This is a genomic window from Segetibacter koreensis DSM 18137, assembly GCF_000374045.1.
Classification (GTDB): Bacteria; Bacteroidota; Bacteroidia; order Chitinophagales; family Chitinophagaceae; genus Segetibacter; species Segetibacter koreensis.
In genome coordinates, this window is the sequence record NZ_KB893324.1 from 25,276 (window position 1) to 50,999 (window position 25,724).

At 39.6% G+C, this 25,724-nt stretch carries 24 protein-coding genes and 2 pseudogenes; 16 read left to right on the plus strand and 10 right to left on the minus strand.

Going from position 1 to position 25,724, the window contains the following annotated elements:
- The 13 genes from B154_RS0110395 (at position 1) to B154_RS0110455 (ending at position 12,938) form a co-directional block, all read left to right on the plus strand.
- Positions 1-243 (plus strand): hypothetical protein, encoded by a 243-nt coding sequence (locus B154_RS0110395; RefSeq protein WP_018613965.1) that lies wholly within the window; start codon positions 1-3, stop codon positions 241-243.
- The gene (locus B154_RS0110400) at positions 218-433 is read left to right on the plus strand and encodes a DUF6132 family protein (protein ID WP_018613966.1); all 216 of its coding nucleotides are present in this window, start codon (positions 218-220) and stop codon (positions 431-433) included. Before B154_RS0110395 ends, B154_RS0110400 begins: the two co-directional genes overlap by 26 nt.
- Positions 414-731 carry a thioredoxin gene (trxA, locus tag B154_RS0110405; RefSeq protein ID WP_018613967.1) on the plus strand — a complete coding sequence of 106 codons (318 nt, stop codon included), beginning with the start codon at positions 414-416 and terminating at the stop codon, positions 729-731. The genes B154_RS0110400 and trxA overlap by 20 nt, the downstream gene beginning before the upstream one ends.
- Before the next feature lie 359 nt (positions 732-1,090).
- A complete protein-coding gene (locus tag B154_RS0110410; RefSeq protein WP_026260101.1) occupies positions 1,091-2,497 on the plus strand; it encodes an OprD family outer membrane porin in 1,407 nt (468 codons plus the stop codon).
- A gap of 113 nt (positions 2,498-2,610) precedes the next feature.
- Positions 2,611-3,174, plus strand: a complete 564-nt coding sequence (locus tag B154_RS0110415; RefSeq protein WP_018613969.1) for a YeeE/YedE family protein — start codon at positions 2,611-2,613, stop codon at positions 3,172-3,174.
- Between the two features lie 15 nt (positions 3,175-3,189).
- Positions 3,190-3,738 (plus strand): DUF6691 family protein, encoded by a 549-nt coding sequence (locus B154_RS0110420; RefSeq protein WP_018613971.1) that lies wholly within the window; start codon positions 3,190-3,192, stop codon positions 3,736-3,738.
- A 91-nt stretch (positions 3,739-3,829) separates the two neighbouring features.
- A complete protein-coding gene (locus B154_RS0110425; RefSeq protein ID WP_018613972.1) occupies positions 3,830-4,168 on the plus strand; it encodes a hypothetical protein in 339 nt (112 codons plus the stop codon).
- Positions 4,169-4,487: 319 nt separating this feature from the next.
- Positions 4,488-5,873 (plus strand): TolC family protein, encoded by a 1,386-nt coding sequence (locus tag B154_RS0110430; RefSeq protein WP_026260102.1) that lies wholly within the window; start codon positions 4,488-4,490, stop codon positions 5,871-5,873.
- A gap of 17 nt (positions 5,874-5,890) precedes the next feature.
- Positions 5,891-9,094 carry an efflux RND transporter permease subunit gene (locus B154_RS0110435; protein ID WP_018613975.1) on the plus strand — a complete coding sequence of 1,068 codons (3,204 nt, stop codon included), beginning with the start codon at positions 5,891-5,893 and terminating at the stop codon, positions 9,092-9,094.
- Positions 9,095-9,205: 111 nt separating this feature from the next.
- Entirely contained in the window at positions 9,206-10,303 is a 1,098-nt protein-coding gene (locus B154_RS0110440; protein WP_018613977.1) for an efflux RND transporter periplasmic adaptor subunit, read from the plus strand.
- 117 nt (positions 10,304-10,420) lie between these two features.
- Entirely contained in the window at positions 10,421-11,005 is a 585-nt protein-coding gene (locus tag B154_RS0110445; protein ID WP_018613978.1) for a TlpA family protein disulfide reductase, read from the plus strand.
- 54 nt (positions 11,006-11,059) lie between these two features.
- Positions 11,060-11,623 carry a TlpA family protein disulfide reductase gene (locus B154_RS0110450; RefSeq protein ID WP_018613981.1) on the plus strand — a complete coding sequence of 188 codons (564 nt, stop codon included), beginning with the start codon at positions 11,060-11,062 and terminating at the stop codon, positions 11,621-11,623.
- Positions 11,624-11,741: 118 nt separating this feature from the next.
- Positions 11,742-12,938: an NAD(P)/FAD-dependent oxidoreductase gene (locus B154_RS0110455; RefSeq protein ID WP_018613982.1), complete on the plus strand. Its 1,197-nt coding sequence runs from the start codon at positions 11,742-11,744 to the stop codon at positions 12,936-12,938.
- 717 nt (positions 12,939-13,655) lie between these two features.
- Here B154_RS0110455 and B154_RS0110460 read toward each other — a convergent pair.
- Positions 13,656-14,723, minus strand: coding sequence for a cytochrome-c peroxidase (locus B154_RS0110460; RefSeq protein WP_018613985.1), 1,068 nt, complete (start codon positions 14,721-14,723; stop codon positions 13,656-13,658).
- 227 nt (positions 14,724-14,950) lie between these two features.
- On the opposite strand from B154_RS0110460, the gene B154_RS0110465 reads away from it, so the two are divergent.
- Positions 14,951-15,337 (plus strand): DUF302 domain-containing protein, encoded by a 387-nt coding sequence (locus B154_RS0110465; protein ID WP_018613987.1) that lies wholly within the window; start codon positions 14,951-14,953, stop codon positions 15,335-15,337.
- 78 nt (positions 15,338-15,415) lie between these two features.
- Here B154_RS0110465 and B154_RS0110470 read toward each other — a convergent pair whose 3' ends face one another.
- The 7 genes and pseudogenes from B154_RS0110470 to B154_RS31825 all read right to left on the minus strand — a co-directional run bounded on the left by B154_RS0110470 (position 15,416) and on the right by B154_RS31825 (position 18,053).
- Positions 15,416-15,664 (minus strand): DUF2061 domain-containing protein, encoded by a 249-nt coding sequence (locus B154_RS0110470; protein WP_018613989.1) that lies wholly within the window; start codon positions 15,662-15,664, stop codon positions 15,416-15,418.
- A 67-nt stretch (positions 15,665-15,731) separates the two neighbouring features.
- Complete coding sequence (locus tag B154_RS0110475; RefSeq protein WP_018613991.1) at positions 15,732-16,160, minus strand: universal stress protein; 429 nt, start codon at positions 16,158-16,160, stop codon at positions 15,732-15,734.
- A 141-nt stretch (positions 16,161-16,301) separates the two neighbouring features.
- Positions 16,302-16,766 carry a class I SAM-dependent methyltransferase gene (locus B154_RS30095; protein ID WP_018613992.1) on the minus strand — a complete coding sequence of 155 codons (465 nt, stop codon included), beginning with the start codon at positions 16,764-16,766 and terminating at the stop codon, positions 16,302-16,304.
- Positions 16,741-17,364: a site-specific integrase gene (locus tag B154_RS33025; protein WP_425423108.1), complete on the minus strand. Its 624-nt coding sequence runs from the start codon at positions 17,362-17,364 to the stop codon at positions 16,741-16,743. Before B154_RS33025 ends, B154_RS30095 begins: the two co-directional genes overlap by 26 nt.
- A gap of 12 nt (positions 17,365-17,376) precedes the next feature.
- Positions 17,377-17,499: pseudogene (locus B154_RS33830) on the minus strand (hypothetical protein); the annotation flags it as partial.
- Positions 17,500-17,588: 89 nt separating this feature from the next.
- On the minus strand, positions 17,589-17,801 hold the full coding sequence (locus B154_RS31820; protein WP_018613997.1) for a hypothetical protein: 213 nt from the start codon (positions 17,799-17,801) through the stop codon (positions 17,589-17,591).
- A gap of 21 nt (positions 17,802-17,822) precedes the next feature.
- Positions 17,823-18,053, minus strand: coding sequence for an Arm DNA-binding domain-containing protein (locus tag B154_RS31825; protein ID WP_018614000.1), 231 nt, complete (start codon positions 18,051-18,053; stop codon positions 17,823-17,825).
- A 443-nt stretch (positions 18,054-18,496) separates the two neighbouring features.
- Here B154_RS31825 and B154_RS0110500 point away from each other — a divergent pair, with 443 nt between their 5' ends.
- Together B154_RS0110500 and B154_RS33835 are read left to right on the plus strand one after the other, a co-directional pair.
- Positions 18,497-22,183 (plus strand): HEAT repeat domain-containing protein, encoded by a 3,687-nt coding sequence (locus B154_RS0110500; RefSeq protein WP_245542582.1) that lies wholly within the window; start codon positions 18,497-18,499, stop codon positions 22,181-22,183.
- Between the two features lie 486 nt (positions 22,184-22,669).
- On the plus strand, positions 22,670-22,927 hold the full coding sequence (locus B154_RS33835; protein ID WP_425423109.1) for a DUF4130 domain-containing protein: 258 nt from the start codon (positions 22,670-22,672) through the stop codon (positions 22,925-22,927).
- 270 nt (positions 22,928-23,197) lie between these two features.
- On the opposite strand, the pseudogene arr reads toward B154_RS33835, so the two are convergent.
- Both arr and B154_RS30100 read right to left on the minus strand, forming a co-directional pair.
- Positions 23,198-23,575, minus strand: a pseudogene (gene arr, locus B154_RS33840) (NAD(+)--rifampin ADP-ribosyltransferase); the annotation flags it as partial.
- Between the two features lie 803 nt (positions 23,576-24,378).
- Positions 24,379-25,674 (minus strand): DNA polymerase, encoded by a 1,296-nt coding sequence (locus B154_RS30100; protein WP_157580657.1) that lies wholly within the window; start codon positions 25,672-25,674, stop codon positions 24,379-24,381.
- Between the last annotated feature and the right edge of the window lie 50 nt (positions 25,675-25,724).

A 25,724-nucleotide genomic window follows, 5' to 3' on the forward strand; every position in this document is an offset into this window, starting at 1 on the left:
ATGAAAGCGATATTACAGGGATGGAACTTTAAGCGAATACTACGATTGGTATTAGCCATCGGTATTTTAGTACAAGGCATTGTAGCAAGAGATACGGTTACGATCGTTTTAGGGGTCGTATTCGGTGGAATGGCAATGGCAAACATAGGCTGTTGCGGTACCGGTGGATGCGCAGTTAATCCACGTAACAGTAACAATAAAACACAAGACATCGAATATGAAGAAGTGGTTTCTAACAAATAAGCGCTACTTTATAGGAGCGACCATAGGAGCTCTTGGCGGCTTTCTTTATTGGAAATATGTGGGCTGTTTAACCGGCACTTGTGCGATTACATCTAACCCGTTCAGAAGTACAATTTACTTTGCTGTGTTGGGCGCATTAATTATTGGTTCATTTAAAAAAGAAAATAAATATGGAAACTCAAACAACTAATAAAAGTTTTGCGGAAGCGATTAATAGCGACAAGCCTGTACTGGTTGATTTTTTTGCCGAATGGTGCGGACCGTGTAAAATGATGGCGCCCATACTGCAGGATTTGAAAAAGCAAATGGGCGACGACGTTACCATCCTAAAGATTGATGTTGACAAGAACCCACAAGCTGCGGCAGCATACCAGGTACAGGGCGTGCCTACACTTATCGTTTTTAAAAGTGGTCAAGTAAAATGGAGGCAGTCCGGGGTGGTTGGCGCAAAACAATTGCAGTCGGTTTTAACTAACCTGGTTGACTAAATGCTATATCTAAAAATTAGTAAAACAAACCGTATGTAGATTAAATTTTACACAATGCCAAGGTGCAAACCTCGATTAAGGAATTAAAGTTTTAGAAGCATAACATAAGCCTTAAAAGATCGACTGGGCAATACTAAGTGCAGGACTATTGTATATCTTCTTTTGATATAAAGCAACTCTAAAGCCAGTCTTTAACTTTTGTTCTCCTTCCGTAAGAAAAAGATGTAACTGTATTATTAATGCAGCTGTACTAAGTCTTTGCCTTGCCCATCTTCTTCACAATCAACTATGTTGTTTTCAGACCGGTTGCGTTGCAACTGGCTTAATTAAACTCTACCTTTTTATTTAAATATTTCCCTATGAGAAGAAAAATAGTCTTGGTATTCCTGGGACTTCTTCTAACCATGTTCCATGCAGTAGCGCAGAGACAAAAGCTTTTGACAGAAGTTAAAGATGACCCTTTAGATACTGCATCCTTGATAAGTGCATTCAAGAAGGCACAGGTGCACGGACACTTCCGCAATTTTGCGGCATTTACCAACAATGCACCCCCCTTCTCAGACTTTTACGCCAACGCAATAGGTGGTAAAATTGAAATAAAGACGGCTCCTTTTAAAAATTTTCAGTTAGGTGTTAGCGGTTCCTTTGTTTTTAATGTTATTTCATCTGAGTTATCCAAACCAGATAAAACAACCAAACAACTCAGCCGGTATGAGCTGTCTTTATTTGACGTTGACGACGTTTCAAATAAAAATAACATAAAGAGGCTGGATGAGTTATACCTGAAGTATAATATAGGGCGATCTCATATAACTGTAGGAAAACAGAATATAAATACTCCCTTTATTAATAGCCAGGATAGCCGAATATTAGCGACAGAAGTTCAGGGAATTTGGGCAGAGTTAAACGGGGTAAAAAATGTAAAAATAAATGCTGGTTTTTTTAATGGTCTGTCGCCCCGGAGTACCACCAGGTGGTATTCCATAAGCAGGTCAATCGGCGTATATTCTTCAGGGGTAAATACGCAAGGCCAAAAAGCGCAATATGCGGGCAATTTGCAAAGTGCCGGCATTGCTTTGGCCGGCATTTCTTACAATCCAAATCGAGCAATGAAACTGCAGGTATGGGATCAATATGTAGAGAATATCTTTAACACTGCCCTGGTACAATTAGATTATGTGCACCCTGGTGATTCCAAATTAAAAATATTTTCAGCGGTACAGGTTATAAAACAAACGGCTTTAAAAGACGGAGGCAATGAGGATGCCGTAAAAACATATTTTAATCAGGGAAGTAAATCGCTTTCGTTCGGTGCCAAGATAGGAATTAGAAATACAAAGTTTGAATCTACGATCAATTACAATCGTATAACAAAAGACGGGCGGTTTCAAATGCCAAGGGAATGGGGAATAGAACCATTATTTACTCAATTACCAAGAGAAAGAAACGAAGGCTTAGGAGATGTTCATGCAGTCGTAGCAAAAGGCAGTTATAATTTTTTGAGCAATCGACTAATTACCACACTCGGCTTTGGTCATTACATTCTACCTGATGTAAATAATTATGCATTAAATAAGTACGGGATGCCTTCATACAACCAGGTGTATGCGGACGTGAGGTATAAGCCTCAAGGTATGTTAAAAGGATTAGACCTACAGTTGTTATATGTTTATAAAGGCAGTAAGGGTGCAGCACTTAACAAATCTTTCATCATTAATAAGGTAAACATGTCATCGTTCAGCCTAATATTAAATTATGGGTTTTAAATCACTATTTAGGTATAATTAACAAAAAGAAGTAGCAGAAAAATGATTTAGGTAACATTTGTCACACTTGGACATTTACAATAAATAGAAATTTGCATTAAATTAAAACAACTATGTTAGAATTATTAAAACAGCCCTGGTCGTGGTATGTAGCCGGTGGTATAATAGGCTTGATAGTACCCGCTTTACTGATAATAGGTAACAAACACTTTGGTATTTCTGCCAACCTGCGACATGCGTGCGCCGCCTGTTTCCCGGCTGATATTAAATTCTTTAAATACGAATGGAAAAAAGAAATATGGAATTTCTTCTTTGTAGCTGGCATACTAATAGGTGCTTTAATAGCAGTCACGCTGCTGAACAATCCTGCTCCTATTCATGTAAATCCAAAGCTGGTGGCAGAACTTTCTCGTTACGGAATTAATGATTACAGCAACATGGTTCCAAAGCAACTATTTTCTTTTGCATCGCTGTTTACGTTAAGAGGTTTTACCATGTTAGTCGGTGGTGGCTTTTTAGTTGGCTTCGGCTCACGATATGCCGGCGGTTGCACCAGCGGGCATTCAATAATGGGATTGAGCGATTTACAAGTACCCTCATTAATAGCGACTATCAGCTTTATGGTAGGAGGTTTTATTATGGCTAACCTGTTGTTGCCATTCATCCTAAGCTTATAAACTACAATAAAAAAAATGGAAAAAATAATAAATAAGAAATCCCCCGATTATACTACAACTGTCGTAAAGACAGCAGCGGGTGTTGCGAATACAGATTTTGAAGTGCGTTCTTTGGACACGATGTGTGTGAATGAATCTCAAAAGCAACACCCCTGGTGGTATAATTTAAAATACGCTGCAGTAGGCGTTATATTTGGTATTGTATTCGTAAAGGCTGAAGTGATTTCATGGTTTAGAATACAGGAAATGTTCCGGTTACAGAGTTTTCACATGTTTGGTGTAATAGGTACTGCCGTCATAGTTGGAATGATTTCAGTTGCATTAATTAAAAAGTTTAAGGTCAAAACGATTTATAGTGAACCTATCGTTTTTCAACCTAAAAAGTTCAACAAAGGGCAGATTATAGGCGGTATAATCTTTGGCTTGGGATGGGCTTTAACAGGCGCTTGCCCGGGACCATTGTTCGCTCAAATAGGTACAGGTGCGTTTGTAGTTGCCGTTATTATCCTAAGCGCTATTGCAGGCAGGACGTATGGCTACTTCCGGGAAAAGCTGCCGCACTAATTTCTCATTTAACTTGAGAAGTAAATTTTCTTAACCACAAATTGTATAATAGGGTTGCTGTCTTTAGATTGCAACCCTTACTTTTGCCACAATGAACACAAGCACAAACAAGATTTATTCAACCGGAAAAGCCAAGCTGTCGCTTGCTTTGCTGTTTGCGCTTGCTGTTATTTTGCTGGTTGTTTCGTGTCCGTTAAAACGATTGCTGCAGAACAATGATATAGTTAGTACTGCAACAACAACGAGGACTAATCAAACGAATATTAGCAGTAGTTCTTCAACTCAGCGAGCCTCTGTTGAAAATTGTTGTGCTTTAAAGAAAAGGACTGTTTTCGCAGAAACAAACCTTGTTCAAAAGGTAAAACTTTCATCTCCCTTGTACGTTTCAAACCTTTTTACTGAAAGAGGCTTTGACATACATTTTCATTAAGCAGAATTAAAGATGAGCCTGCTTATGTAGTTTCATTTAACACTTCTTCACTTCCTATCTACCTGCAACATCTACGGTTGCTTATTTGATTTTTCTTTCTTTTTTAAGATTCTTATCTCAATGCCTTAAGCATGGCTTATAAGGATATTGGGTGTTTTTGGTTGTTGCTGAATATAGTTGCTACTGTACAAGAGTGCGACGCAAGTAAAGCTTCATAGTAGCAATATTGCCGGGCTCAAAAAAACAATCACCACACTTTTTATCTCTTACATTCTTTCGTGCTTTCCGGGCTTTCACCTAATCAACTACGGAAAGAAAAATGATACATAAATTATTTATGCTGGCAATAGCATTATGCCTTTTGCAAAACCAAATACTTGCTCAAAAGAAAGTCTACTCGTTACGGGAAGTGTTGCAAAAAACCGTTGAGCAATACCCTTCGCTGTCATCAAAAAAATATGATATTGAACAGCAGCAATTACGAAAAGAACTTGTAAAAAAGGAGCAGTTACCCGATGTGAATTTCCAGGCGCAACAAAGCTATGGTTCATACCAGGGGGTTTCAGGAGCGTTTTTCCCACTCGCCGGGATATACAATACAAGTGGCAACAACAAGGGCGTGAACGGGCAATCTTCTTCTGTTTCAAACGCATACACTTCTGCTGTTTTGCAATGGGACTTTTTGCAGTTCGGAAGAATAAAATCGAAACTGCAGGTTGCAGACGCTGCCATCAAGGTAAGCACCTCGGCTTTGTCGCAGGAGGAATTGCGATTGCAATCCATTGCTGCGGAACAATACTTCAACGTGTTGCAAAGCACTGCCTTTTTATTGACTGCAAAAGCCGATGTACAGCGTTTAAAAGAACTGTTTGAATTATCAAAAGCACAGGCGGATGCAGGCTTGCGACCAGGCGCGGATACATTGTTAATCAAATCAAATTACTATCAAATTAGAGGTCAGGTGAATCAACAACAGGCTTTGTTTGAAACAGCTATGTTGCAGTTGTCGTCGCTGCTTGGAGAAGATACTTCCAGTTTTTCAATAGATACGTCGGTGTATAATGCCAACAACATTGCTTTTGAATTGCCACTGGATGATAGCCTTGGCAATCATCCTTACCTGCAGTATTTAAAAGCAAATATTCAGTATGCAAATGCATCGTTGGCGGCAGTTAAACGACTGCCTTATCCGTCGGTTGGTTTGTTAGCGGGCGCCGGGTTAAGAGGTTCGGGTATCAATAATGTAGGGGAAGCAAACAACGGCTTTGCGGAACCGTGGAAAAACAATACAGCCGGTTACCTGGTAGGTGTTGGCGTTACATGGAAACTGTCTTGGTTATATCAAAACAAGACCAGGCAACGGATTGCAGAAAAAGAAATCCAGGCTGCGAACGCAAACTATGAAGATGCAAACCTGCAAGTAAAAACATCTTATGCTGCTGCAATAAGCAGGTGGAAACAACAAAGAGAAAGGGTAATGGATGCGCACACAGCATTGAACGCATCAAAACAAGCTTGCGAATTATATGTAACAAGATATGAAAGCGGGTTAATCAACCTCATAGAATTATTGCAGTTGCAAAAGACTCTACAGGATGCTGAAAATAATTACGTAACTGCCACTGCTGCTTATTGGAATGAGTTAATCAACCAAAGCGAAAGCACAGGTAGCCTGTCGATGCTGCTATCTCAAATCAATCCTTAATTCTAAAACTAACCTGAATGAATATTATTCGTTTCGCACTTAGAAAACCAATTGCCATAATGGTGGTAGTGATGGCCGTTGGTTACTTTTCTTTTTTAACGGTTAAAAAAATCAATGTAGATATATTCCCTGAAATTGAAAGTCCTGCCATTTACATTGCCATGCCTTATGGTGGATTAACGCCCTCATACATGGATGGTTTTATGGCGAATGAATTTCAAAAAGTATTGATTTTCGTAAGCGGCGTAAAGGACATTGAATTTAAAAGTATCCAGGGCTTTACGCTTATTAAACTTAGCTTTTATGCAGGAACAGACATGGCGCAATCTGCGGGAGAAGTGTCAACGCAAGTATCCCGTGCAATGGGATTTTTACCGCCGGGTTCTGTACCGCCACAGGTAGTACGTTTTGACGGAAGTTCGTTACCCATTGGTCAACTGGTTTTTGAAAGTAACAAACGTTCCATCAGTGAAATTCAAAACCTGGTAATGACGAGGATACGTCCCATGTTTGTCACCATTCTGGGCATTACTGCTCCTGCGCCTTTTGGCGGAAATATCCGTTCCATTGTTATAAAGGTCAATCCTGACTTAATGCAGTCGTTTGGTTTGTCGGAGGAAGAAGTAATGACGGCGGTTGCAAAAAATAACCTGCCATCGCCCGCAGGTAATATTCGCATGGGAGATAAAAATTACATGAGCCCTGTAAACTCTTTGGCAAAAGGACCTGAAGAATTTTTAAACCTACCGGTTAGAGTGAATGATGGCTCTACTGTTTTTATAAAAGATATTGCTACCGTGGAAGACGGCGCAGATGTGACAACCGGTTATGCCGTTGTAAATGGGAAGCGATCAGTGTATTTACCAGTTATTAAAAAAGCGGATGCATCTACGTTAAAAGTAGTTGACAATTTAAAGGAAGCGCTTCCCATGCTGAAGGAAACACTGCCTGATGATGTGAAAGTTGATTATGTTTTTGACCAGTCCATTTATATCGAAAGGTCTATCAAAAACCTGGTACACGAAGGGATATTAGGGGCGATATTAACCGGTTTAATGGTGTTGCTTTTCTTAGGTGATAAACGAGGTGCTTTGATTGTGGTGCTCACCATTCCTATCTCCATTTTATCGGCAGTGCTGTTGCTCTATGCGTTTGGTCAAACCATTAACATGATGACTTTAAGCGGGCTTGCTTTGGCGATTGGAATACTGGTAGATGAGGCAACCGTTACCATTGAAAACATTCACCAGCACTTTGAAAAAGGGAAGCAAAAGTCACGAGCCATCTTAGATGCGTTGCTTGAAATTTCCATTCCTAAATTATTGATATTACTATGTATTCTTTCGGTGTTAATTCCTTCATTTATTATGACGGGAATACCCAAGGATATGTTCCTGCCATTGTCATTGGCGGTAGGTTTTTCAATGATCGCTTCGTTCATTTTTTCGCAAACGTTTGTCCCCGTTGTTGCAAACTGGCTGATGAAATTGAAAAAGCATACACCTCATTTCAACAGTAAGGGTCAACATAAACTTACCCGTTTTGAAAAATTTAAAAAGCGCTATTTAATTATTACACGCAAATTGCAACAACGACCTGCAGTGGTGCTGTCGGTTTATGCAGCAGTTGTTATCGTAATGGTTGCGATTGGCTTTTCTTTGATCGGTACCGATATTTTGCCGTCGAGCGGGTCAGGGGATTTACAGGTTAGAATTGATGCGCCACAAGGAACAAGGATTGAGAAAACAGAACAATACCTGCATGGTGTTACAGATGTTATTAGAAAAGAAACCAGCGAAAAAGGGATAACCATTTCGTCGGCTTATGTAGGTACGCAGCCTTCGGGAACAGCCATCAATCCTATCTTTCTTTTTACGAGTGGTTCACACGAAGCAGTGTTGCAGATTTCGCTTAACAAAGAGGAGCTTACCACTTCTATAGAAGACCTGAAAGAGAATATCCGTAAAAAAGTAAAGCAGCAATTTCCTGAATTGCAAATATCATTCGAGCCCATTGAACTGGTTGAAAAAATCATGAGCCAGGGAACCAATACTCCTGTTCAGATAAGAGTAGCTGCAGGGCAGTTGCCACAAGCAGAAAACTATGCTAAAAAGATTGAAGCCGGTTTACAGAAAACTGATTTTTTGCGTGATATACGAATAGAGGAACCACTGCACTATCCTACCGTTCAAATTGATGTTGACCGTGAACGGGCATCACCGTTTGGATTGAACATGCAGGATGTAACACAGGTAATTACAATGGCAACCTCGTCAACAAGGTTTGTAAATAAAACGTTATGGCGCGATCCAAAATCTGGTCTAGTGTTCCAGGTACAAGTGCAGGTGCCTGAAGCAAGTATGCAGGCGTTGGATGATTTAAAAATGCTGCCCTTAAAAGCGGGACAGGCAAGACCCATTTTAGACGATGTAGCAAAGCTTACACTAGGCGAAGAACCGGGACAGGTGAACAGGCAGGGTGCAAACCGTTATGTTACCATTGCTGCCAACATTCACAAAAAAGATTTAGGTGCCGCATCTAAAGCAGTATCGAAGGCGATTGCAGAAGCCGGCGAAAAACCTAAAGGAATAATCGTTTCTATACAAGGTCAATTGCAATTGTTAGCAGATACATTGAATGGTTTACAAACAGGCTTGGTAATAGCCATAGTGGTTATCTTTTTAATGCTGGCTGCTTACTATCAATCGTTCGCATTATCGGCTATGATATTAGCGGTTGTTCCGGCTGTGATAGCAGGTAGTTTAATGATGTTGCTCGCTTTTGGCAGCACCTTAAATCTTCAATCATATATGGGAATGATCATGTCGGTCGGAGTATCAGTATCGAATGCTTTTTTAATGGTGGATTATGCTGAAAAGAGCCGGTTCACCAACAGGATTGATGTAAAAGTATCCGCCATTCTCTCGGCTTCTTCAAGGCTTCGACCTATTGTGATGACCACCCTCGCCATGATAGCGGGAATGATACCAATGGCAGCAGGAATGGGCGAAGGAGGCGGGCAGGTAGCTCCATTAGGACAGGCAGTAATTGGGGGATTAATCATGTCAACACTTACCTCTCTTTTGGTGTTGCCGCATCTGTTTACTGTTGTTCGTAAGAAGGCAACGTTGCAAGGTGTTTCGCTTGATCCCGATGATCCATCGAGCCGTTATCATACAGAAGAATTGGTAGTTAGAGAACGGTTAGTCCATGTTGAATAATGAATCAATAGTACAAGTGAGTGACACAACGATGTCGAATAATGAAATATAGCTGGTCCAATAAAAAAAGAAAAAATAATAGTATCTCCATTAAATAAAAACATAAAAACAATGCGTTCGTTTATATATTCTGCAATAGTTGTAAGCCTTGTTGTACTGCAAAGTTGCGGCGGCAAACAAGAGAAACCTGCACATGAAACTGAAGAAAAGCAAACAGCCACACCGACATTTAAGGTAGCAACAGTGGTATCTGACAAGCCTGCATTTACCGTTGTATTGCCTGGGGAACTGAAGCCCTACGAGGAGGTAAGCATCTATCCGAAGATAAAGGGTTTTATAAAAAAGATTTATGTTGACCGGGGAAGTTATGTACACAAAGGACAAGTACTTGCACAATTGGAGGCGCCTGAAATTGGCGAACAATACTCGGCAAGACAGTCAGCATCAGGCACAGCTTATCAAAAATATTTGTTCAGCAAACAATCGTATAACCGGTTAAAAGAAGCATCAAAGAAAAATGGTGCAGTGGCTACGATAGAATTGGAAAGAGCTTATGCGCAATTGTTAGGCGACAGCGCCACCTATAAAAGCAGCAGGTCAGAAGCATCAGCATCAGGACAAATGAATAAATACTTAAGAATAACCGCACCATTCAGCGGCGTAATTACAGGCAGGTTTATATCGGAAGGCGCATTGGTTGGAGACAATGCAAGTCATGAGCCGTTGTTTCAATTGGCGCAGCAAAACAGGTTGCGGCTTACCGTTGCCGTGCCCGAAAAACAGGCGCAGGCGTTATTGCCAAAAACAAAAGCAACTTTTTCAGTAGTTGATTACCCAGGTAAAAAGTTTAATGCAACCTTATCGAGAAACAGCGGCGCTTTGGATGTAGCTTCACGTTCTGTTATTGCTGAATTCGATATAGATAACGCAGGAACCGAATTAAGAGCAGGCCAATATGCTAAAGTAAATATTCAATTGATGCGGTTGCAGCCTACCTTATGGGTGCCCACAACAAGTATAGTACAGGCGCAATCCGGGGTATTTCTTATTAAAGTAGAAAACAATATTACCAGGCGCATTCCGGTACAAACCGGCGTAGTTAAAGATACACTGACCGAAGTATTTGGTGACTTGCAGGCACAGGATAAAATACTTCAAAAAGGAAGCGAAGAGATCAAGGAAGGAATTCAAATTAAACCTGCAGAATAAGTGAAGTTCTTTTTGGTAGCTAACATTGTATCATTGCGCAACATCGTTGTGTCACTCACTTGTACAGTTATCGCTATAATCAGCATTCACCATAGAACGTGTAAAAATTTAAATAATATGCTTTTACAGAAAATAAAAACATGGCTTCGAAAAAACTGGCTTACGTTTTTGATGATGTTATTGCTGGTAGTCTTGATTGTTAGTCCATCGGCTAAGTCGTGGGTTATGCAGCAACTGCTGTCAACCGGAGTGTTTAATGCCGACATAAAGAAGGAAGGCATGGCCAATGCATCTTCCAATACTACATTCAGTTTTACAAATGCTCAAGGCGTCGAAGCTTCTACAGCTTCTTTAAAAGGCAAGGTTGTGTTCGTCAACTTTTGGGCATCGTGGTGCCCTCCATGTCGTGCAGAAATGCCGTCATTAAACGAGTTGTACAAGAAGTTAAAAGATGATAACCGCTTCTTTTTCCTGTTCATGAACGAAGATGACGATAAGATGAAAGCCAAACAATACCTCGATAAAAACCGCTTTAATATTCCTTTATTTAGCCGTTCAGGATATGTTCCCACTGAAATTTTTAGCGGCACGCTACCCACCACCATTGTACTTAATAAAGAAGGAAAAATAGTATTACAACACACCGGAATGGCAGGTTATAATACCGATGAATTTATAAGACAGTTGAAAGAACTGTTATAGACAAAACAAAAGATTTGATTAATAAAACAAACAGAAAACATCAAAACAAATAATATGAAAATTAAATTAATGGCAATCGTTGGATTAACAATGGCAACATTTGCAGCATGTTCTAACACTGCAAAAGAAAAAGATACCTCAAAACAAAATTCAGAACAAGCAACAGCAGCAGAAGTTGCACAAACAGCTATTAACCAAGCAGAGACAAAGGCTGTAACTCCAACGTTGCCAACATTTAAAGTAATGGCAATGGATGGCAGCACTGTGAACCTGGCTGACCTAAAAGGCAAAAAAGTGTTTGTAAATCTTTGGGCGACCTGGTGTCCGCCTTGCAGGGCAGAGATCCCATCTATCGAAGCGCTAAGCAGCAAACTGGATAAACAAAAAGTTGCTTTTGTTATGTTGTCGTTGGACGAAAATATTAACCTTCCAAAGCAATTTGCCCTAAAAAATAAACTTCAATTGCCAGTATTTTATCCTGCTGAAGGCCTTCCTGGTATTTTTAAAACAGATGGCATTCCGGCCACATTCATCTTTAATGAAAAAGGTGAATTGATTAAAGCGAACATCGGTGCAGAGGATTATAATACAAATGAGTATGTTCAATTGCTGAAGTAGTAATAAATATGGTCTTTACAGAAAAATCTAAATTTTTTTATTATAAAAGATCGGATGTGTGATTAATGTCACCTTTTTTAGTCTTGGAATAAAATAGTTTTGACTAAAATTAAATACGATGTCACATACTTATCAAATTGTAATTGTGGGAGGAGGCAATGCAGGTATTTCAGTAGCAGCTAAATTGCTGTTGAAAAATAAGAAACTTGATATTGCTGTGATTGATCCTGCCGATAAACATTATTATCAACCAGCGTGGACGCTAGTCGGTGGAGGTGTTTTTGATATAAAGAAAACAGAACGAACTGAAGCAGAAGTGATGCCTAAAGGTGTTACCTGGATAAAACAAAAGGTAGTGAGCTTTCGTCCGGAACAAAATAATATTGTTCTCGACAGTAATGAAACAGTAAACTACCAGTACCTCGTAGTCGCACCCGGCATACAACTGAATTGGAAAGAAATAAAAGGGCTGGAAGACACTTTAGGCAAAAACAATGTTTGCTCTAATTATAGCTTTAAGTATGCGCCGTATACTTTTGAGTGTATAAAGAACTTCAAAGGTGGTAATGCGCTATTTACAAACCCGAATACACCTGTTAAATGTGGTGGTGCTCCTCATAAGATCATGTATTTAGCTGCGGATTATTTTAGAAAACATGGGGTGTTAGATAAAGCAAATATTCAATATTGGTCAGGCGGCACCCGGCTTTTTGCTGTGGAGGATTACGAAAAGACTCTATTAAATGTAGTAAGGCGGGGAAACATAAAACTCAATTTCTTTTACCGACTCGATGAGATTGACGGACCAAACAAAAGAGCAAAATTTGTAGGTTTTGGAGAAAAGAATAAAGACCAGGAACAATGGGTAGACTTTGATATGATACACGTAACGCCACCGCAAAGTGCTCCCGATTTCATCAAAAGCAGTCCCCTTGCCAACGCTGTCGGATGGGTTGACGTAAATAAAGACACCTTGCAACACAATCGTTATAATAATATTTTTTCGCTCGGTGATGCATCCTCATTACCAACTTCAAAGACCGGAGCGGCCATAAGAAAACAAGCCCCGGTTCTAGTACATAATTTACTTGCCTTAATGGATAATAAACCATTAAGGGCTAAATATTCAGGTTATACATCCTGCCCTTTGGTTACAGGTTATGGCAAATTGGTTTTGGCCGAGTTTGACTACAATAACAAGCGAATGGAAACCTTCCCGATCGACCAGAGTAAAGAGCGATGGAGTATGTACCAGCTTAAAACAAAAGTGTTGCCTTGGTTATACTGGAACAAAATATTGAAAGGAACTGCATAATTAAAAAATCCGCGTTCAGTTAAACCAAGTTTTTTTATCCGCATCTGAATGGATATGTAACATCACATATTTTATTTGTCTGAATTTAATTCCAGCCTTACATTATTTGCTGAGTTACGTTATGAAAGCTAGCGATTTCATTTGAATTCCTGGGGGTTTGAGTAGACTACTGTTGTCAATACTATCAGTAGCTTATGACCTATTGATAAAGAAAAAGTTTGTGAAGCTCTATCTATTACAAAACGTATTCATGGTTCTGCCGGCGTTATAGGAAATAATTACTTGTTCTCAAACTATACCTAAACTGATAAACGTTACGTTTGATCTATTCTCTAATCGCAGTTCAATGTCATTTACTTAAGCCTGGAGGGCTTAAATATGAATAGCCGACTGTGAAACAGGTGGAATAGTGCGTCTCATGAATTCAACCCTGAATGGGTTAAATTTGTTTGTAGACTGCCTGGCATTGCTTTGTCCAACCCTTTTAGCGTTGTTTGCAATCAGACGGTTATTTACCGCAGGTTTCACCAGGCGGCTATTCAAATTCTACCCTTTCCGGGTAACGAACGCTTAAGTCAATAACATAAAATTGCAATTCATAATCACATACCTTAATATCGCCTTGCCAGGTCAAATGTGCTGGTTTTTCTTTTATATAAATAAATGAGAGGGCGAGAGTTCGCTGGTAAATAGATCAAAAATGAAAATGACAGCAACTTATTTTTTTACCAGTTCCGGGGGAAATGTTTTTGCATCGGGATTTACATCTCCTGTTATTGAATTTAGAAATGCAACAATTTGTTTTACTTGTATGGCAGATAGAGTTTTGTTTAACTGAGCCTTTCCCATAATTATTACTGCGGAATCGAGATTTGCAATACTTCCATCGTGAAAATATGGAAACGTTCCTTGCGCATTTCGCAATCCTGGTACTTTAAAGACATCTTTATCGCCTTTGTTTTTAGTTACAGCTTTCCTGCCTTCATCGTTAGTTGTACTGCGGGTCAGTGTACGGTAATCTGTTACTATACCAAACTTCTGCATAGTTCCTCCTCCGATACCTACTCCATTATGACAACTAACGCAGCCTGATGCAATAAATACTTTAAGACCTTGTTTTTCCTCTTGTGTAATCGCATTCCTGTCACCCTGCATAAATTTGTCGAATTTTGATGGGGTTAGCAAAGTGCGTTCAAAAGCTGCAATGGCTTTTTGTAAATTATCATAAGTAAGCGGCTTGGGATCCTCTGGAAAAGCAGCTTTAAACATATCAGGATACGGCTTGGTTGTACTTAATCTATCAATTAAAAATCCTTTATGAGGAATAGCCATTTCGTCAGAATTGAGAATTGGCATTCCTGCTTGTTCTTCTACATCTTTTGCACGTCCATCCCAAAATTGCATATTGTGTAGCGCAGCATTAAAAACAGTTGGTGAATTACGATTACCTTGTTTTCCTGCATCTCCTGTGGAAGTTGCTTTATTATCTACTCCAAAATTCGCAAGGTTATGGCAGGAATTACAACTGTTGTTTCCGGTTTTCGAAAGGCGGTTGTCATAATAAAGTAACTTGCCAAGTTTCACTTTTGACTCAGTGACTTTATTATTGCTATTATCTGCGACGGGTGGTAATGGTTTAAAAAAATTGTGGGCTGAATTTAATAAAGAGTCATCTGCCTTTGTGTTGCTTCCGGCAGTTTCCATCGTTTTTTTGTTGCCGGATTCTTTGCAAGAGAAGATAGAAACTATGATACAAAATCCAATAATTGTCATTTGCTTTTTCATACCTATAGGTTTTTACATTATAAATGTAAAATGCGGGGATACGAAAAACACTGACAAAATTTATCCCTTCGAATGATTTTGGTTAGTAAGACTAAAGTATTGCCCTATTATATTGGAACAAAATATTGAAAGGAACTGCATAATTAAAAAAATTGCGAATAAACAAATAGTAATAGTATTTTGAAGTGTGTATCTTATTTTAAATCACTAAAATTAAAATTATTTTTATGAGCTATAATATCAGTAAAAAAATGGACGGTACTTTTGATGAAGTCATCAAAAAAGTAACAGAAGAATTGAAAAAAGAAGGCTTTGAAATCATCAGTGAAATTGACTTAAAGGATAAGTTCAAAGAAAAGCTGAATGTCGATTTCAGGAACTATAAAATTTTGGGTGCATGCAATCCTGCTCTTGCTTATAAAGCCATTGAGCAGGAAGATAAAATAGGAACCATGTTGCCATGCAACATCCTCGTGCAGGAACATGAAACGGGCGGGGTTGAAGTATCTGCCATTAATCCCTTAGAATCGATGGGTGCAGTAAATAATGCAAACCTGCAATCAATAGCGGCAGAAGTGAGTGGAAAATTGAAAATGGTAATCGAGCGTCTTTAATAAACATGCAAAAGAACTATTGAGGATGAACAAACGTGACTTTATCCCCTGGTTCTTTTGCTTATAACTGATTGTTCATTACTTCTTTCTATATATCATTTTTCCCCATTTTATTTTATCCCAAGTCCGCTCGTGTAAAAAATAGCCAATCGTTGTATAAATATTACTAACTATCATAAAACCAAGTGCAACTTTAGTTTTATGTGTTAACAGGAATATGGTCGTAAAGTCAAGAAGTAAAATGAAAAGCCGGTAGGTTACTGTCTTTACAATCGTTCTGGAAAGTTTTTCTTCTGAATAATGTATTTGCGGAGAAAGCTTTTCCATCTTTTATCGGCTTTAAAATACGTCCCCCATTGCTGATAGAAAGGTGCACATAATCACCTGCAAACTATTACCGCGTAGGAATAACTAAAATTGGCTTTGGAGAATGACGTATTACTTTTTCAGCTACGCTGCCCACCAATAAATGAGAAGCTCCGGTACGACCGTGCGTACCTAATACAATCAGGTCCGCATCCCATTCATCAGCTACTTTAAGAATAACCTCGTAAGGCTTCCCTTCTTCCACAAATGTCCAGATATTTTCACCGTCACAGATCTCCTTTATAAGCTTCTTTTGGCGTTCTTTGAAGTCATTTTTTGTAAGCGCAATCATTTCCTGAGGCGTTACTCCTCCATCAGTAAAAACCAGAGTATTATCCACAACACTTAATAAAGCCATGGAGGCTTTAAGTGACTGGCCTAATTGAAAACCATCCGACATTACTTTTTCAGAAGTAGGGCCTTCATCGATGGCTATTAAGATTTTCTTTATTTCCATCTATTTAAGCTTTTATTAAAATGAAGTTATCATCTGTACCAGGAAAATGTTATGATATAAATTAGCAAGTGCACTGAGAGATATCAACCTTGCATGATCATGAATACAGAAGAGGGGGAAGTTTCCCCAATCCATTTCCATTTATATTTTTTGAGCTATTAATCTCAGTACATGCGCTTTTCCTTGATGGAAGGCTCCTTCATTTAATTCAACTTCTTTCTGTCCGCACGATAAAATGTGTAAATATTGAAAGTCATTACAAATAGAGGGAGCATCATATAATAAAGCCTCTTCTTTTGGTCCGCCGGATGTCTTGTCTTTTTGTTCTTTAGCGAAAGCTTCAAAAATTAAATAGCCGGCAGGTGAAAGCGACCGGGCAATTTCAGCATGAAAATTTTTTCTCAGGTTGGGCTCAAGATGAACATAAATGAGGGCGACCGCATCATACTGTTTTGCGGCTTTAAACGCTTCAATATTCATTACCATGTAATCGATATGTACCTTTTCCTGTTTTGCCCTCAGCAAAGCCTTTTGTTGTGCAACCGGGCTAAAATCAAATGCGTCGACTTTCCAACCTTTTTTAGCGGCATAAACGATGTTCTTCATTTAATCCTCCCCACGCTTTAACCATAACCACTTTTTTACGCTGCTCGGTGATTTTTACATATCGCTTGAAGCTTTTATAATCAGAATGTCCCGATATTGACATTACCTCTTCTGCTGACATCCCCTTTTCTAACGATAATGTACAAAACGTTTTTCTGGCAGTATGTACACCAATTAATTGATATTTTGGATAAGTAATCGCTTCGCGCTTTGTTCCTCTGAAACGAACTATTTCCGTTGGTTCACCGATGCCGGCTAACTTACATACGTCTTTTACAGCATAGTTCATATTTTGATTGGATATAACGGGTAAAGGCCTAAGCATCCCTGCATATCTTGACAATATTGCTTTAGAATAATGATTTAATGGTATTGTAAGCAAATCTTTTGTTTTCTTAACAGTAATCTTTATTTCATCCTTTTTTATATGTTCTCGTTTCAATAGATTTAAATCTGAATATCTAAGCCCGGTAACACAGGCAAAACAAAAAACATCTCTAATTTGTGCAAGTCTTTTATTATTAGAAAGGTCAAGATTATATAGACATTCAAATTCTTCGTTAGTAGGTGCAATTACTTCTAAAGTTTCACGCCTTATTTTAAAGTCTTTATGCTTTTCAGAAACTACATGCCCTGCTTTCCGAGCATAATTAAGATACGTTTTTAGGGTACTAAGTGGTTTTGCAGTAGTTGTATTATTCAGTTTTTCAACATCAATAAGAAAACTCTGAAAGGACTGGAGAAAAAATAATCGATATCGCCGAAATCTATTTTTTTACCGGTTAAGCTACGATAATTTTCTAAATGTTTTTTTACAGATTTTTAAACAGAAAGACTCCCCCTTTCGCGGGAACTTTTATTTTCCTCAATAAAGTTGTCCATAAAATCAAAAAGCAAGTTTGACACTACTTCTTTTTTGGTGGCAACCTTAGTTTGTTCTTTTAGCTTATCAACTACCATTTGTGATGAGTATGGTATTTTATCCAGCTCAAAACGTTTTTCAATTTCAGCTATTTTTAAAGAAAATGCTTTCATCGTCGCTTCAATAACTTCAACTTATTTATAGGTCGGAAAAGAATCATAGTGCACTTCGGGCCGCAGCTTCTTTGCCTGCTTTTTATCGAAATAAATTGTTTTTTGCGCATCAGAGTCCCATGACTGTGGATATAACCGAATATTTGTTCGATAATATCTTCTCTGGCTGGATACTTGGTAAATTAAATCAATTGGAGAAGTGCCATTCTTTAATGGCTTATCAGCGCAAAGCACATAATGTATCGTTCTCATTAGCACTATTGTTTAACATTAAAGTTACAAGTTTTCAGAAAAAGGGTAGCAAAAAAGGTAGCAAATTTATCTTTAGTCAGGATAGGGCTTGTAGATATAGTTTTTATATAAAGGTTTGTATTTTAAGGAATTAGAATATTTATAAGTAACTCTAACTAAACGAAACTAACAAACGTTCAAGTCCGCTCGGGACCTCTGAAATAAGGATTACAGAAATGTGATCCTTATTTATTTTTACTCAGCCTTACTTTTACTCCTTGATTTTCAAAAACTATCTTTCCGAGGCTATAACAGACAATTTAAAAGGAGAACTACCTTGCAATAGACGACCTGAAAAAAGAGATTAAGGATGAATGATTTCGCCGGGAAAGCCAGGTCGAATCTCATACAAAGAAAATATCCTAAGATTCCAACATGCGGATTTAAATAAGAACGATCAGTCTATGAGCAGGATCCGAGGACTAATTTTTGTGACGAACCTAACCACCAAGAGCTATGCAACCGGGAACAAGCTTTTTTTCAAAAAGCCATACAAGATGATTGGATTTAACGAAATCGAACCAGGAGGCAGTAAACCCGCATTTTTATCCCTCATGAATAAGCGATCGCTTCAATTGATCTTTTCTTTGAATTATTTTGCTAAACGTGAGCCAGCTATAAGTTTTGAACCTATTTTTATAAAAACGTTCGTTAAAAGATCGACAATGATAAATAACATTGCTGCAAAGAAAAACCTCCTCAATTTCCTCGTTCTTATCGTGGTGGCGGTTTCCGCAACCTTGCCTTCGTGCAAACAAGAAGAAGCGCCTGATAAAAAGCTAAAACAGATGGATACAGTCCGGACTGCACAGTTGGCTACATCCATTGAGTCCCTTGTCAAACCTGAACTTGCCGACAGCCTTACTTTGCGCTTATGGGGTATAGATTCACTTGTTGTTTCTCCAATCGCTATTGATATAGATGACCTAGGAAGACTTTATTATACTACTACAAACCGGCAAAAGAATTCTGAGTTTGATATCCGCGCTCATCCTGATTGGGAGATACCTTCTATACAACTGCAGACAGTAGAAGACAAACGGGCATTTTTGCATAAGGAACTATCGCCCGAAAACAGTAAAAAAAATACCTGGCTGAAAGATCTTAACGGAGATAGTTCGCACGACTGGCGGGATATGACGGTGGAAAAAGAAAATGTCTATCGTTTAGAAGACATCAATGGCGATGGCGTAGCTGACCAGTCGCAGTTAGTAGTAGATGACTTTCACGATGAGGTAACGGATGTTGCCGGTGGCGTTCTTGCACATGACGATAACCTGTTTGTAGCGGTAGGTCCAGACTTATGGCGAATGAAAGATAAAAATGGTGATGGTATAGAAGACGAGAAAACCTCACTTTCTCATGGGTATGGTGTGCACATTGGATTTTCCGGTCACGGAATGTCCGGCGTTGAAATGGGACCTGATGGTAGGATCTATTGGCAAATCGGCGACATTGGATTTAATGGTACAGATAAGAACGGCAAAAAATGGGAATATCCCAACAGCGGCGTTGTTGCGCGGTCAAATCCGGACGGAAGTGATTTTGAAATATTTGCTTCGGGGCTTCGAAACGTACATGAGTTTGCTTTTGACGAATATGGCAACCTGATCAGCGAAGACAACGATGGCGACCACCCTGGCGAAAAGGAAAGGCTCGTATATGTTGTAAACGGATCAGATGCAGGTTGGCGTAGCAATTGGCAATACGGCAAATACAGGGACCCGGACAATAACAAATACAAAGTATGGATGGATGAAAAAATGTGGATGCCGAGGTTTGAAGGACAGGCGGCTTATATCACGCCCTGCATCGCCAATTATGTTAGCGGTCCGGCGGGGTTCGTATATAATCCTGGTACTGCGTTAAGCCCTAAATATAAAAATACTTTTTTTGTTGCTGAGTTTGTCGGCAACCCGGCTCAATCAGGTGTATATGGTTTTAAATTAAATCCTAAGGGAGCCACTTTTGAGTTGGGCGAAAACAAAAAAGTTCTTGGCGGCATTTTACCTACGGGAATGGATTTTGCTCCGGATGGAACACTATATGTAGCTGACTGGATTGACGGGTGGGGTACAAAAAGTTATGGACGTATCTGGAAAATGGACGATAAGAGGGGAGCAGCACTGCCCCAACGCACGCAAACGAAAGCTTTACTAGCTGCTGACTTTAGTAAGCGTAAGGAAGATGACCTTGGTTCATTATTGATGAATGAGGATATGCGCGTTCGGCTTAAAGCACAATTTGAATTGGTAAAACGTGGTACGGACGGAGCAACCACATTTCAGAAAGCCTTAGCACAAACAAACAACCAATTGGCAAGAGTTCATGCCATCTGGGGCATCAGCCAGTTAGCAAGGCAGGAAGAAAAGTATGCAGATTTGTTATTACCCCTTTTTAGGGATAACGATCCGGAAATAAGGGCACAGGCTGCTAAATGGCTGGGCGATATTCGCTATAAGAAAGCCGCCAGCAATTTAATTCCTTTATTAAAAGATACATCTAGCCGTGCCCGCTTTTTTGCTGCAGAAGCTTTGGGTAGAATAGCGTTTGAACCTGCCATCAATCCCATTATTGAAATGCTAAAAGAAAATAATGATGTTGATACTTATTTGCGGCATGCAGGAAGTTTAGCGCTTGCGCGAATAGGAAAAGCTGATCCCATCATTGCCCTAGCAAACAACCCATACCGGGAGGTGCGCATTGCAGCTGTCGTAGCCCTCAGAAGGATGAGCCATCCCGGTGTTTCCACGTTCCTGAATGATAAGGACGAATACATTGTTACCGAAGCTGCTCGTGCTATCAACGATGATCTTTCCATTAAAGATGCCATTCCGGCATTAGGAAATTTACTTAAAAATACCAGGTTTACGAACGAGGCGCTCATCAGACGCGCCATCAATGCTAACTTAAGGGTAGGAAGTGAGGAAGCAATGCAAAACCTGGTTAGCTATGCATCGGCATCCGGCAACCCGGCAAAGATGCGTGCGGAAGCGGTAGATGCTTTAAGCACCTGGTCAAAGCCTTCTGTTGTAGATAGAGTAGACGGGAGATACAGGGGCGTTATCCAAAGAGATGCTGCACCTTTAAAAAACAAAGCCGGTAATGTGCTTGCTCGGTTGTTAAACGATAAGGATTCAAGTGTACGGGTAAGTGCTGTTAAATCAATTAACAGGCTTCATATAAGCGAAGCTTCTCCCGCTTTACTTGCACTTTTGAAAAATGACCCAAAGGCTACTGTTCGGGTAGAAGCGCTTAAAGCTTTAGCGTCTATGCAGGATGAACATATAAGTGAAGCCATAAAGCGAGCACTCACCGATAAGGACAAAGCTGTTCGGATTGCGGGTGTAGACCTTATAGAAAAATTGAACATACCAAAAGACCTGATGGTTTCTTTATTGTCGAATGTGATAAATACAAAAACACCGGAAGAAAAACAAGCAGCGCTGCTAACACTTGGTAGGTTACCGGTTGAAAATTCCGGAAAAGTTTTTCAAAACTTACTGCAACAAATGGATAATGGAAAACTTTCTTCGGATGTCTATTTGGAATTGGCCGATGCAATTGATAGTACACGCTCGCCTGAATTGATTAGCCGTTTTAAACAGATCAGTTCTAAACTTTCTAAAGATGATTTAACTGCCGCGTATGCAGGAAGTTTATTTGGCGGTGATCCTGAACGTGGAAAAAGAATTTTCTTTGGCCACGAGTCTGCGCAATGTATGAGGTGTCATTCTTATGACGACATGGGGGGTAATGCAGGCCCACGTTTAAACGGTGTTGCATCAAGAATAACGCGAGCTCAAATACTCGAAGCGTTAATCAATCCAAGTGCCCGGCTTGCACCTGGCTTTGGCGTTGTAACGCTCAAACTTAAAGACGGAAAAACAACGTCTGGCGTGCTTCAAACGGAGACCAAAGACAGCCTTATACTTAAAGCAGGTGACCGGCAAAATATAGCTGTAGCGAAAGGTCAGGTTGAGAAAAGGACCAATGCTGCCTCCAGCATGCCCGAGATGAGATATATACTTACCAAAAAAGAAATCAGAGACGTGGTAAGTTTTTTATCTACGTTGAAGGAGAATAAGTGACCGGCAGAATGAGCAATTGATCTTGTTAGTCTTCGGTCTAAATATTGGGAAGTTTAAGGGTGATTGTTTTCCTAAAGACATTATTCTTTAAGCTGTACCTTCTGAATTATGATGTAGCTTCAGCTATTGAAGTGAGAAGAATCATTATCAACCTGGGAATTAACAGTTGACCATGCTACAATAAAAGACGGCTGTGTAAGTTTACTGGATTAATTGAAGTCAAATTTAAGAAAAGGAAGAAATCTGTCGGTTGAGGCGGATACTAAAAAGTCTTGACAATTAAACGGTTGTCACTCTGTTGCTATAAGCAGTTACAATTAGTTCAGACTGCAAAAAAGAGAACCGAGAAAAGCACCTGATGGAAGTTTTCATCAGGTTTCAACTTACTTGAGATAATTTTTAGTATGCCATTTGTCAACCCGATTTTAATGTTTTGCCCTTATTGAAAAACATTTTAAAAACAGGTTCGCCGACCAGCGTTGGCTGATTTGCGACAGCCAAAGGAAGTATGGCATTTACTACGATCTTACTAAGGTTGAAACAATACAGTTGTCATTTGACGAGCAAACCAATAATGGAAAAAACAGCGCCGTTATTGCCGATAAAAAAGAAAAGCTCTATCAAAAGTTGCGGCGACAATACTTTACAAGTGTTAACATTGCCGCCGGGAAAAATATAAAACTCCACGTACAGCACATGCCCAAAAGGTATTGGAAGTTCTTACCTGAAAAGCGACCGCGATAAATGTCATCTTATCGCTAAACGTCCCACAAAGTATCGAAGGCATTATGCTGGCAGGCATTGTATCAGGCAGCGTTATCACGAAATGTTTATGAATGCGTTGAACCGGTAAAAGGTGTTTTTTTCTTTTTTGGTTATCAGAAATTGTTTTTATGGCAACGATGTCTAATTGCATCTCTTCTGTCTGCTACATAAAAAACACATCATTTATTACTCATCGTTCCCTCATACTCCACCTGCTCCAACCAATTTTTTGCCGACTGTTAAGTCAAATCAATTAATGATCTCTCCTTTGTTATTGGCCAACTTTTCGCGCCATTGTTGAAGTTGCTCTTGTGTTTGTCTTACCCAGTCGGCGACTTCGCCAACGATTTTCAATGGTGCTTTGCTGCGGTAGGAACGAGTTGGATTGCCCGGAAATTTTTTGTTGGTAACGTTTGGGTCATTTTCAAAACTTCCCATGGGCTTAACGATATAAACACGTTCACGTCCATCACCTTTAGCTAATGCTGCGGCAAGCCCCGCCCCATTCATCAGGGCTGTGAAATAAATGTGATTCATTATAATTTTTGAATTGTAGTTAGACTTGGACCCTGCCGTGAGCAAAGTGCCCACCTGCAAATCTGCTCTCGTTCCGTGATAAAAGGGACCATTGTCAGCTGGATTATCAGTGAATGAATTTGCTAACTCGTGATTCTTTTTTGCGTTGGCAAGGTCGTTTAAGTCCTCATAACATTTCGCAATGTTTAAATAAAGGGAAGGAAAAGCCGCCTTAACAGTGACATCATTTATTTTTAATGCAAACTGCATAGATGTTTCGAGCCATTTTAATTGGCCGTAAACATTCATTTGATGTCGAGCCACAAAATAAGCAGCAGTAAACTTTTCAAAGTCATTTGTCGCTTCGTTCCAGGCTTGAAGAAATAGTCTGCTCGCTTCATCGGGTTTGCCTTTTTCTTCCATGCCCATGCCTTGAACACACAGTTTTATTACGTGGTTGTTTGGATCGAATTCCATTTACTGTTTATTTTAAAATCAATTTAGTTGCTTGTCCTTAGACTGTTAGAATGCTCCCAATGAAAGACAACTAACAGGGATCACTGCCATAGCAGCATTCCGGTTACGTCAGCCGACCACTGAAACCGAATAACTAAAGTACAAAACATATTTTAGTGATCAACTATGCCGATAAAACCTAAATTGTAGCCGCCCATCCGTTGTATTCCACAAGACGCCTACGGAGGCAAATGAAATGCAGATTTTGTCTCGCATTTGAAAAACCAATCCTGCTTTTTTGAAATTTATTCGATGCCAACAACTGCTACAGTACAAGCGCGGGACCTCGCGCGATGCTGAATTAAGACTCTCCTGTTAGTTACATAAAAACAAAGCAAACCACGGCAACGGACTATGGGGGAAAGTGAATAACATCACTTATAATTCATATTTATAATTCACAATTCATACTCCGTCTGCTCCAACCAGTTTTTACCAACCGTTACGTTCACTTTTAGTGGTACCAATAAGTCTGACTTCATTTCCATGATTTTGATAACCTCTCGAGCAAGCAGATGGAGTTCATCATCGGCAGCATCAAACACCAATTCATCATGCACCTGCAGAATTAAACGCGATTGTAAGTTGTGATCGACTATGTACCGGTGAATAGACACCATAGCTTCTTTTATAATGTCGGCAGCGAGGCCTTGTATAGGCGCATTCACCGCCACACGTTCGGCGATCTTACGAGTCGTGCCATTTTTCGAATCGATGCCTTCGATATACCTGATGCGTCCATACTTCGTTTTGGTAAAGCCTCTTTCACGGCTTTCATTGATGGATCTCTCAAGGTATTTCTTTACAGAGGAAAACTCTTCGAAATAAGCGTCGATGATTTGCTTTGCTTCCTTTTGGGAGATACGTATTTGTGTGGCAAGTCCCCAGGGTATAATGCCATAAGCGATACCAAAGTTTACGCCCTTTGCCTTGGCCCGCATATCTTTTGTAACTGCGCTTTCGTCAACATGAAAAACGCGGCTGGCTGTGGTTGTGTGAATATCTTTTCCGCTTCTAAAGGTCTCCACCATCACTCTATCTTCGCTTAAGGCGGCAAGCAGGCGAAGTTCGATCTGGTTATAATCTACACTCAAAATACTGTAACCAGCAGCCGAAGGAACGATGGCTCTGCGAACTTCCCGGCCAGCATCACTGCGTATGGGAAGATTTTGAAGATTTGGTTCTGTACAGTTTAATCTGCCCGTACCTGAAATAAGCTGTGAAAAGGTTGGATGAATTTTATTGGTGCGGGCATCAACATATTTTGGCAACGAATAAACATACGTGGTAATGATCTTATTGAGTTTCCTGTAATTGTGCAAATAGGCTACAAAAGGATACTTTGGAGCAAGGTCTGCAACGTGCGGTTCAGCAGTGGACACCTGTCCTGTTTTTGTCTTTTTAAGTTCTGAAGAATCACAAATCGTTTGAAGAATCTCCGCTGTCTTCGATGGAGAATTAATGTTAAACTTCATTCCTGCCATTTCATACAATGTATTCTCCAGGTCTTTCAATTGTACCGAAAGTACTTTGTCAATCTCGATCAATGCATTTAAGTCAATCCTTATTCCATATAGTTCCATATCAGCTAAGACCGACTGTAGAGGCAGTTCAATTTCGAAGAGTAATTTGGAGAGCTCTATCTCATTGATCCTCCTTATTATCTTTTCATGTGCTTCAATTAATGAAGGCAAATAAGCTAAATCAGTATGTGGTGCGGCAACAGTAAATGCGGGTAACTGGT

Bases quoted from the DNA above. Each gene is read 5' to 3' on its own strand.
- B154_RS0110395 (WP_018613965.1), top strand. From the start codon at position 1: ATGAAAGCGATATTACAGGGATGGAACTTTAAGCGAATACTACGATTG.
- B154_RS0110400 (WP_018613966.1), top strand. From the start codon at position 218: ATGAAGAAGTGGTTTCTAACAAATAAGCGCTACTTTATAGGAGCGACC.
- trxA (WP_018613967.1), top strand. From the start codon at position 414: ATGGAAACTCAAACAACTAATAAAAGTTTTGCGGAAGCGATTAATAGC.
- B154_RS0110410 (WP_026260101.1), top strand. From the start codon at position 1,091: ATGAGAAGAAAAATAGTCTTGGTATTCCTGGGACTTCTTCTAACCATG.
- B154_RS0110415 (WP_018613969.1), top strand. From the start codon at position 2,611: ATGTTAGAATTATTAAAACAGCCCTGGTCGTGGTATGTAGCCGGTGGT.
- B154_RS0110420 (WP_018613971.1), top strand. From the start codon at position 3,190: ATGGAAAAAATAATAAATAAGAAATCCCCCGATTATACTACAACTGTC.
- B154_RS0110425 (WP_018613972.1), top strand. From the start codon at position 3,830: ATGAACACAAGCACAAACAAGATTTATTCAACCGGAAAAGCCAAGCTG.
- B154_RS0110430 (WP_026260102.1), top strand. From the start codon at position 4,488: ATGATACATAAATTATTTATGCTGGCAATAGCATTATGCCTTTTGCAA.
- B154_RS0110435 (WP_018613975.1), top strand. From the start codon at position 5,891: ATGAATATTATTCGTTTCGCACTTAGAAAACCAATTGCCATAATGGTG.
- B154_RS0110440 (WP_018613977.1), top strand. From the start codon at position 9,206: ATGCGTTCGTTTATATATTCTGCAATAGTTGTAAGCCTTGTTGTACTG.
- B154_RS0110445 (WP_018613978.1), top strand. From the start codon at position 10,421: ATGCTTTTACAGAAAATAAAAACATGGCTTCGAAAAAACTGGCTTACG.
- B154_RS0110450 (WP_018613981.1), top strand. From the start codon at position 11,060: ATGAAAATTAAATTAATGGCAATCGTTGGATTAACAATGGCAACATTT.
- B154_RS0110455 (WP_018613982.1), top strand. From the start codon at position 11,742: ATGTCACATACTTATCAAATTGTAATTGTGGGAGGAGGCAATGCAGGT.
- B154_RS0110460 (WP_018613985.1), bottom strand. From the start codon at position 14,723: ATGAAAAAGCAAATGACAATTATTGGATTTTGTATCATAGTTTCTATC.
- B154_RS0110465 (WP_018613987.1), top strand. From the start codon at position 14,951: ATGAGCTATAATATCAGTAAAAAAATGGACGGTACTTTTGATGAAGTC.
- B154_RS0110470 (WP_018613989.1), bottom strand. From the start codon at position 15,664: ATGGAAAAGCTTTCTCCGCAAATACATTATTCAGAAGAAAAACTTTCC.
- B154_RS0110475 (WP_018613991.1), bottom strand. From the start codon at position 16,160: ATGGAAATAAAGAAAATCTTAATAGCCATCGATGAAGGCCCTACTTCT.
- B154_RS30095 (WP_018613992.1), bottom strand. From the start codon at position 16,766: ATGAAGAACATCGTTTATGCCGCTAAAAAAGGTTGGAAAGTCGACGCA.
- B154_RS31820 (WP_018613997.1), bottom strand. From the start codon at position 17,801: ATGAAAGCATTTTCTTTAAAAATAGCTGAAATTGAAAAACGTTTTGAG.
- B154_RS31825 (WP_018614000.1), bottom strand. From the start codon at position 18,053: ATGAGAACGATACATTATGTGCTTTGCGCTGATAAGCCATTAAAGAAT.
- B154_RS0110500 (WP_245542582.1), top strand. From the start codon at position 18,497: ATGAGCAGGATCCGAGGACTAATTTTTGTGACGAACCTAACCACCAAG.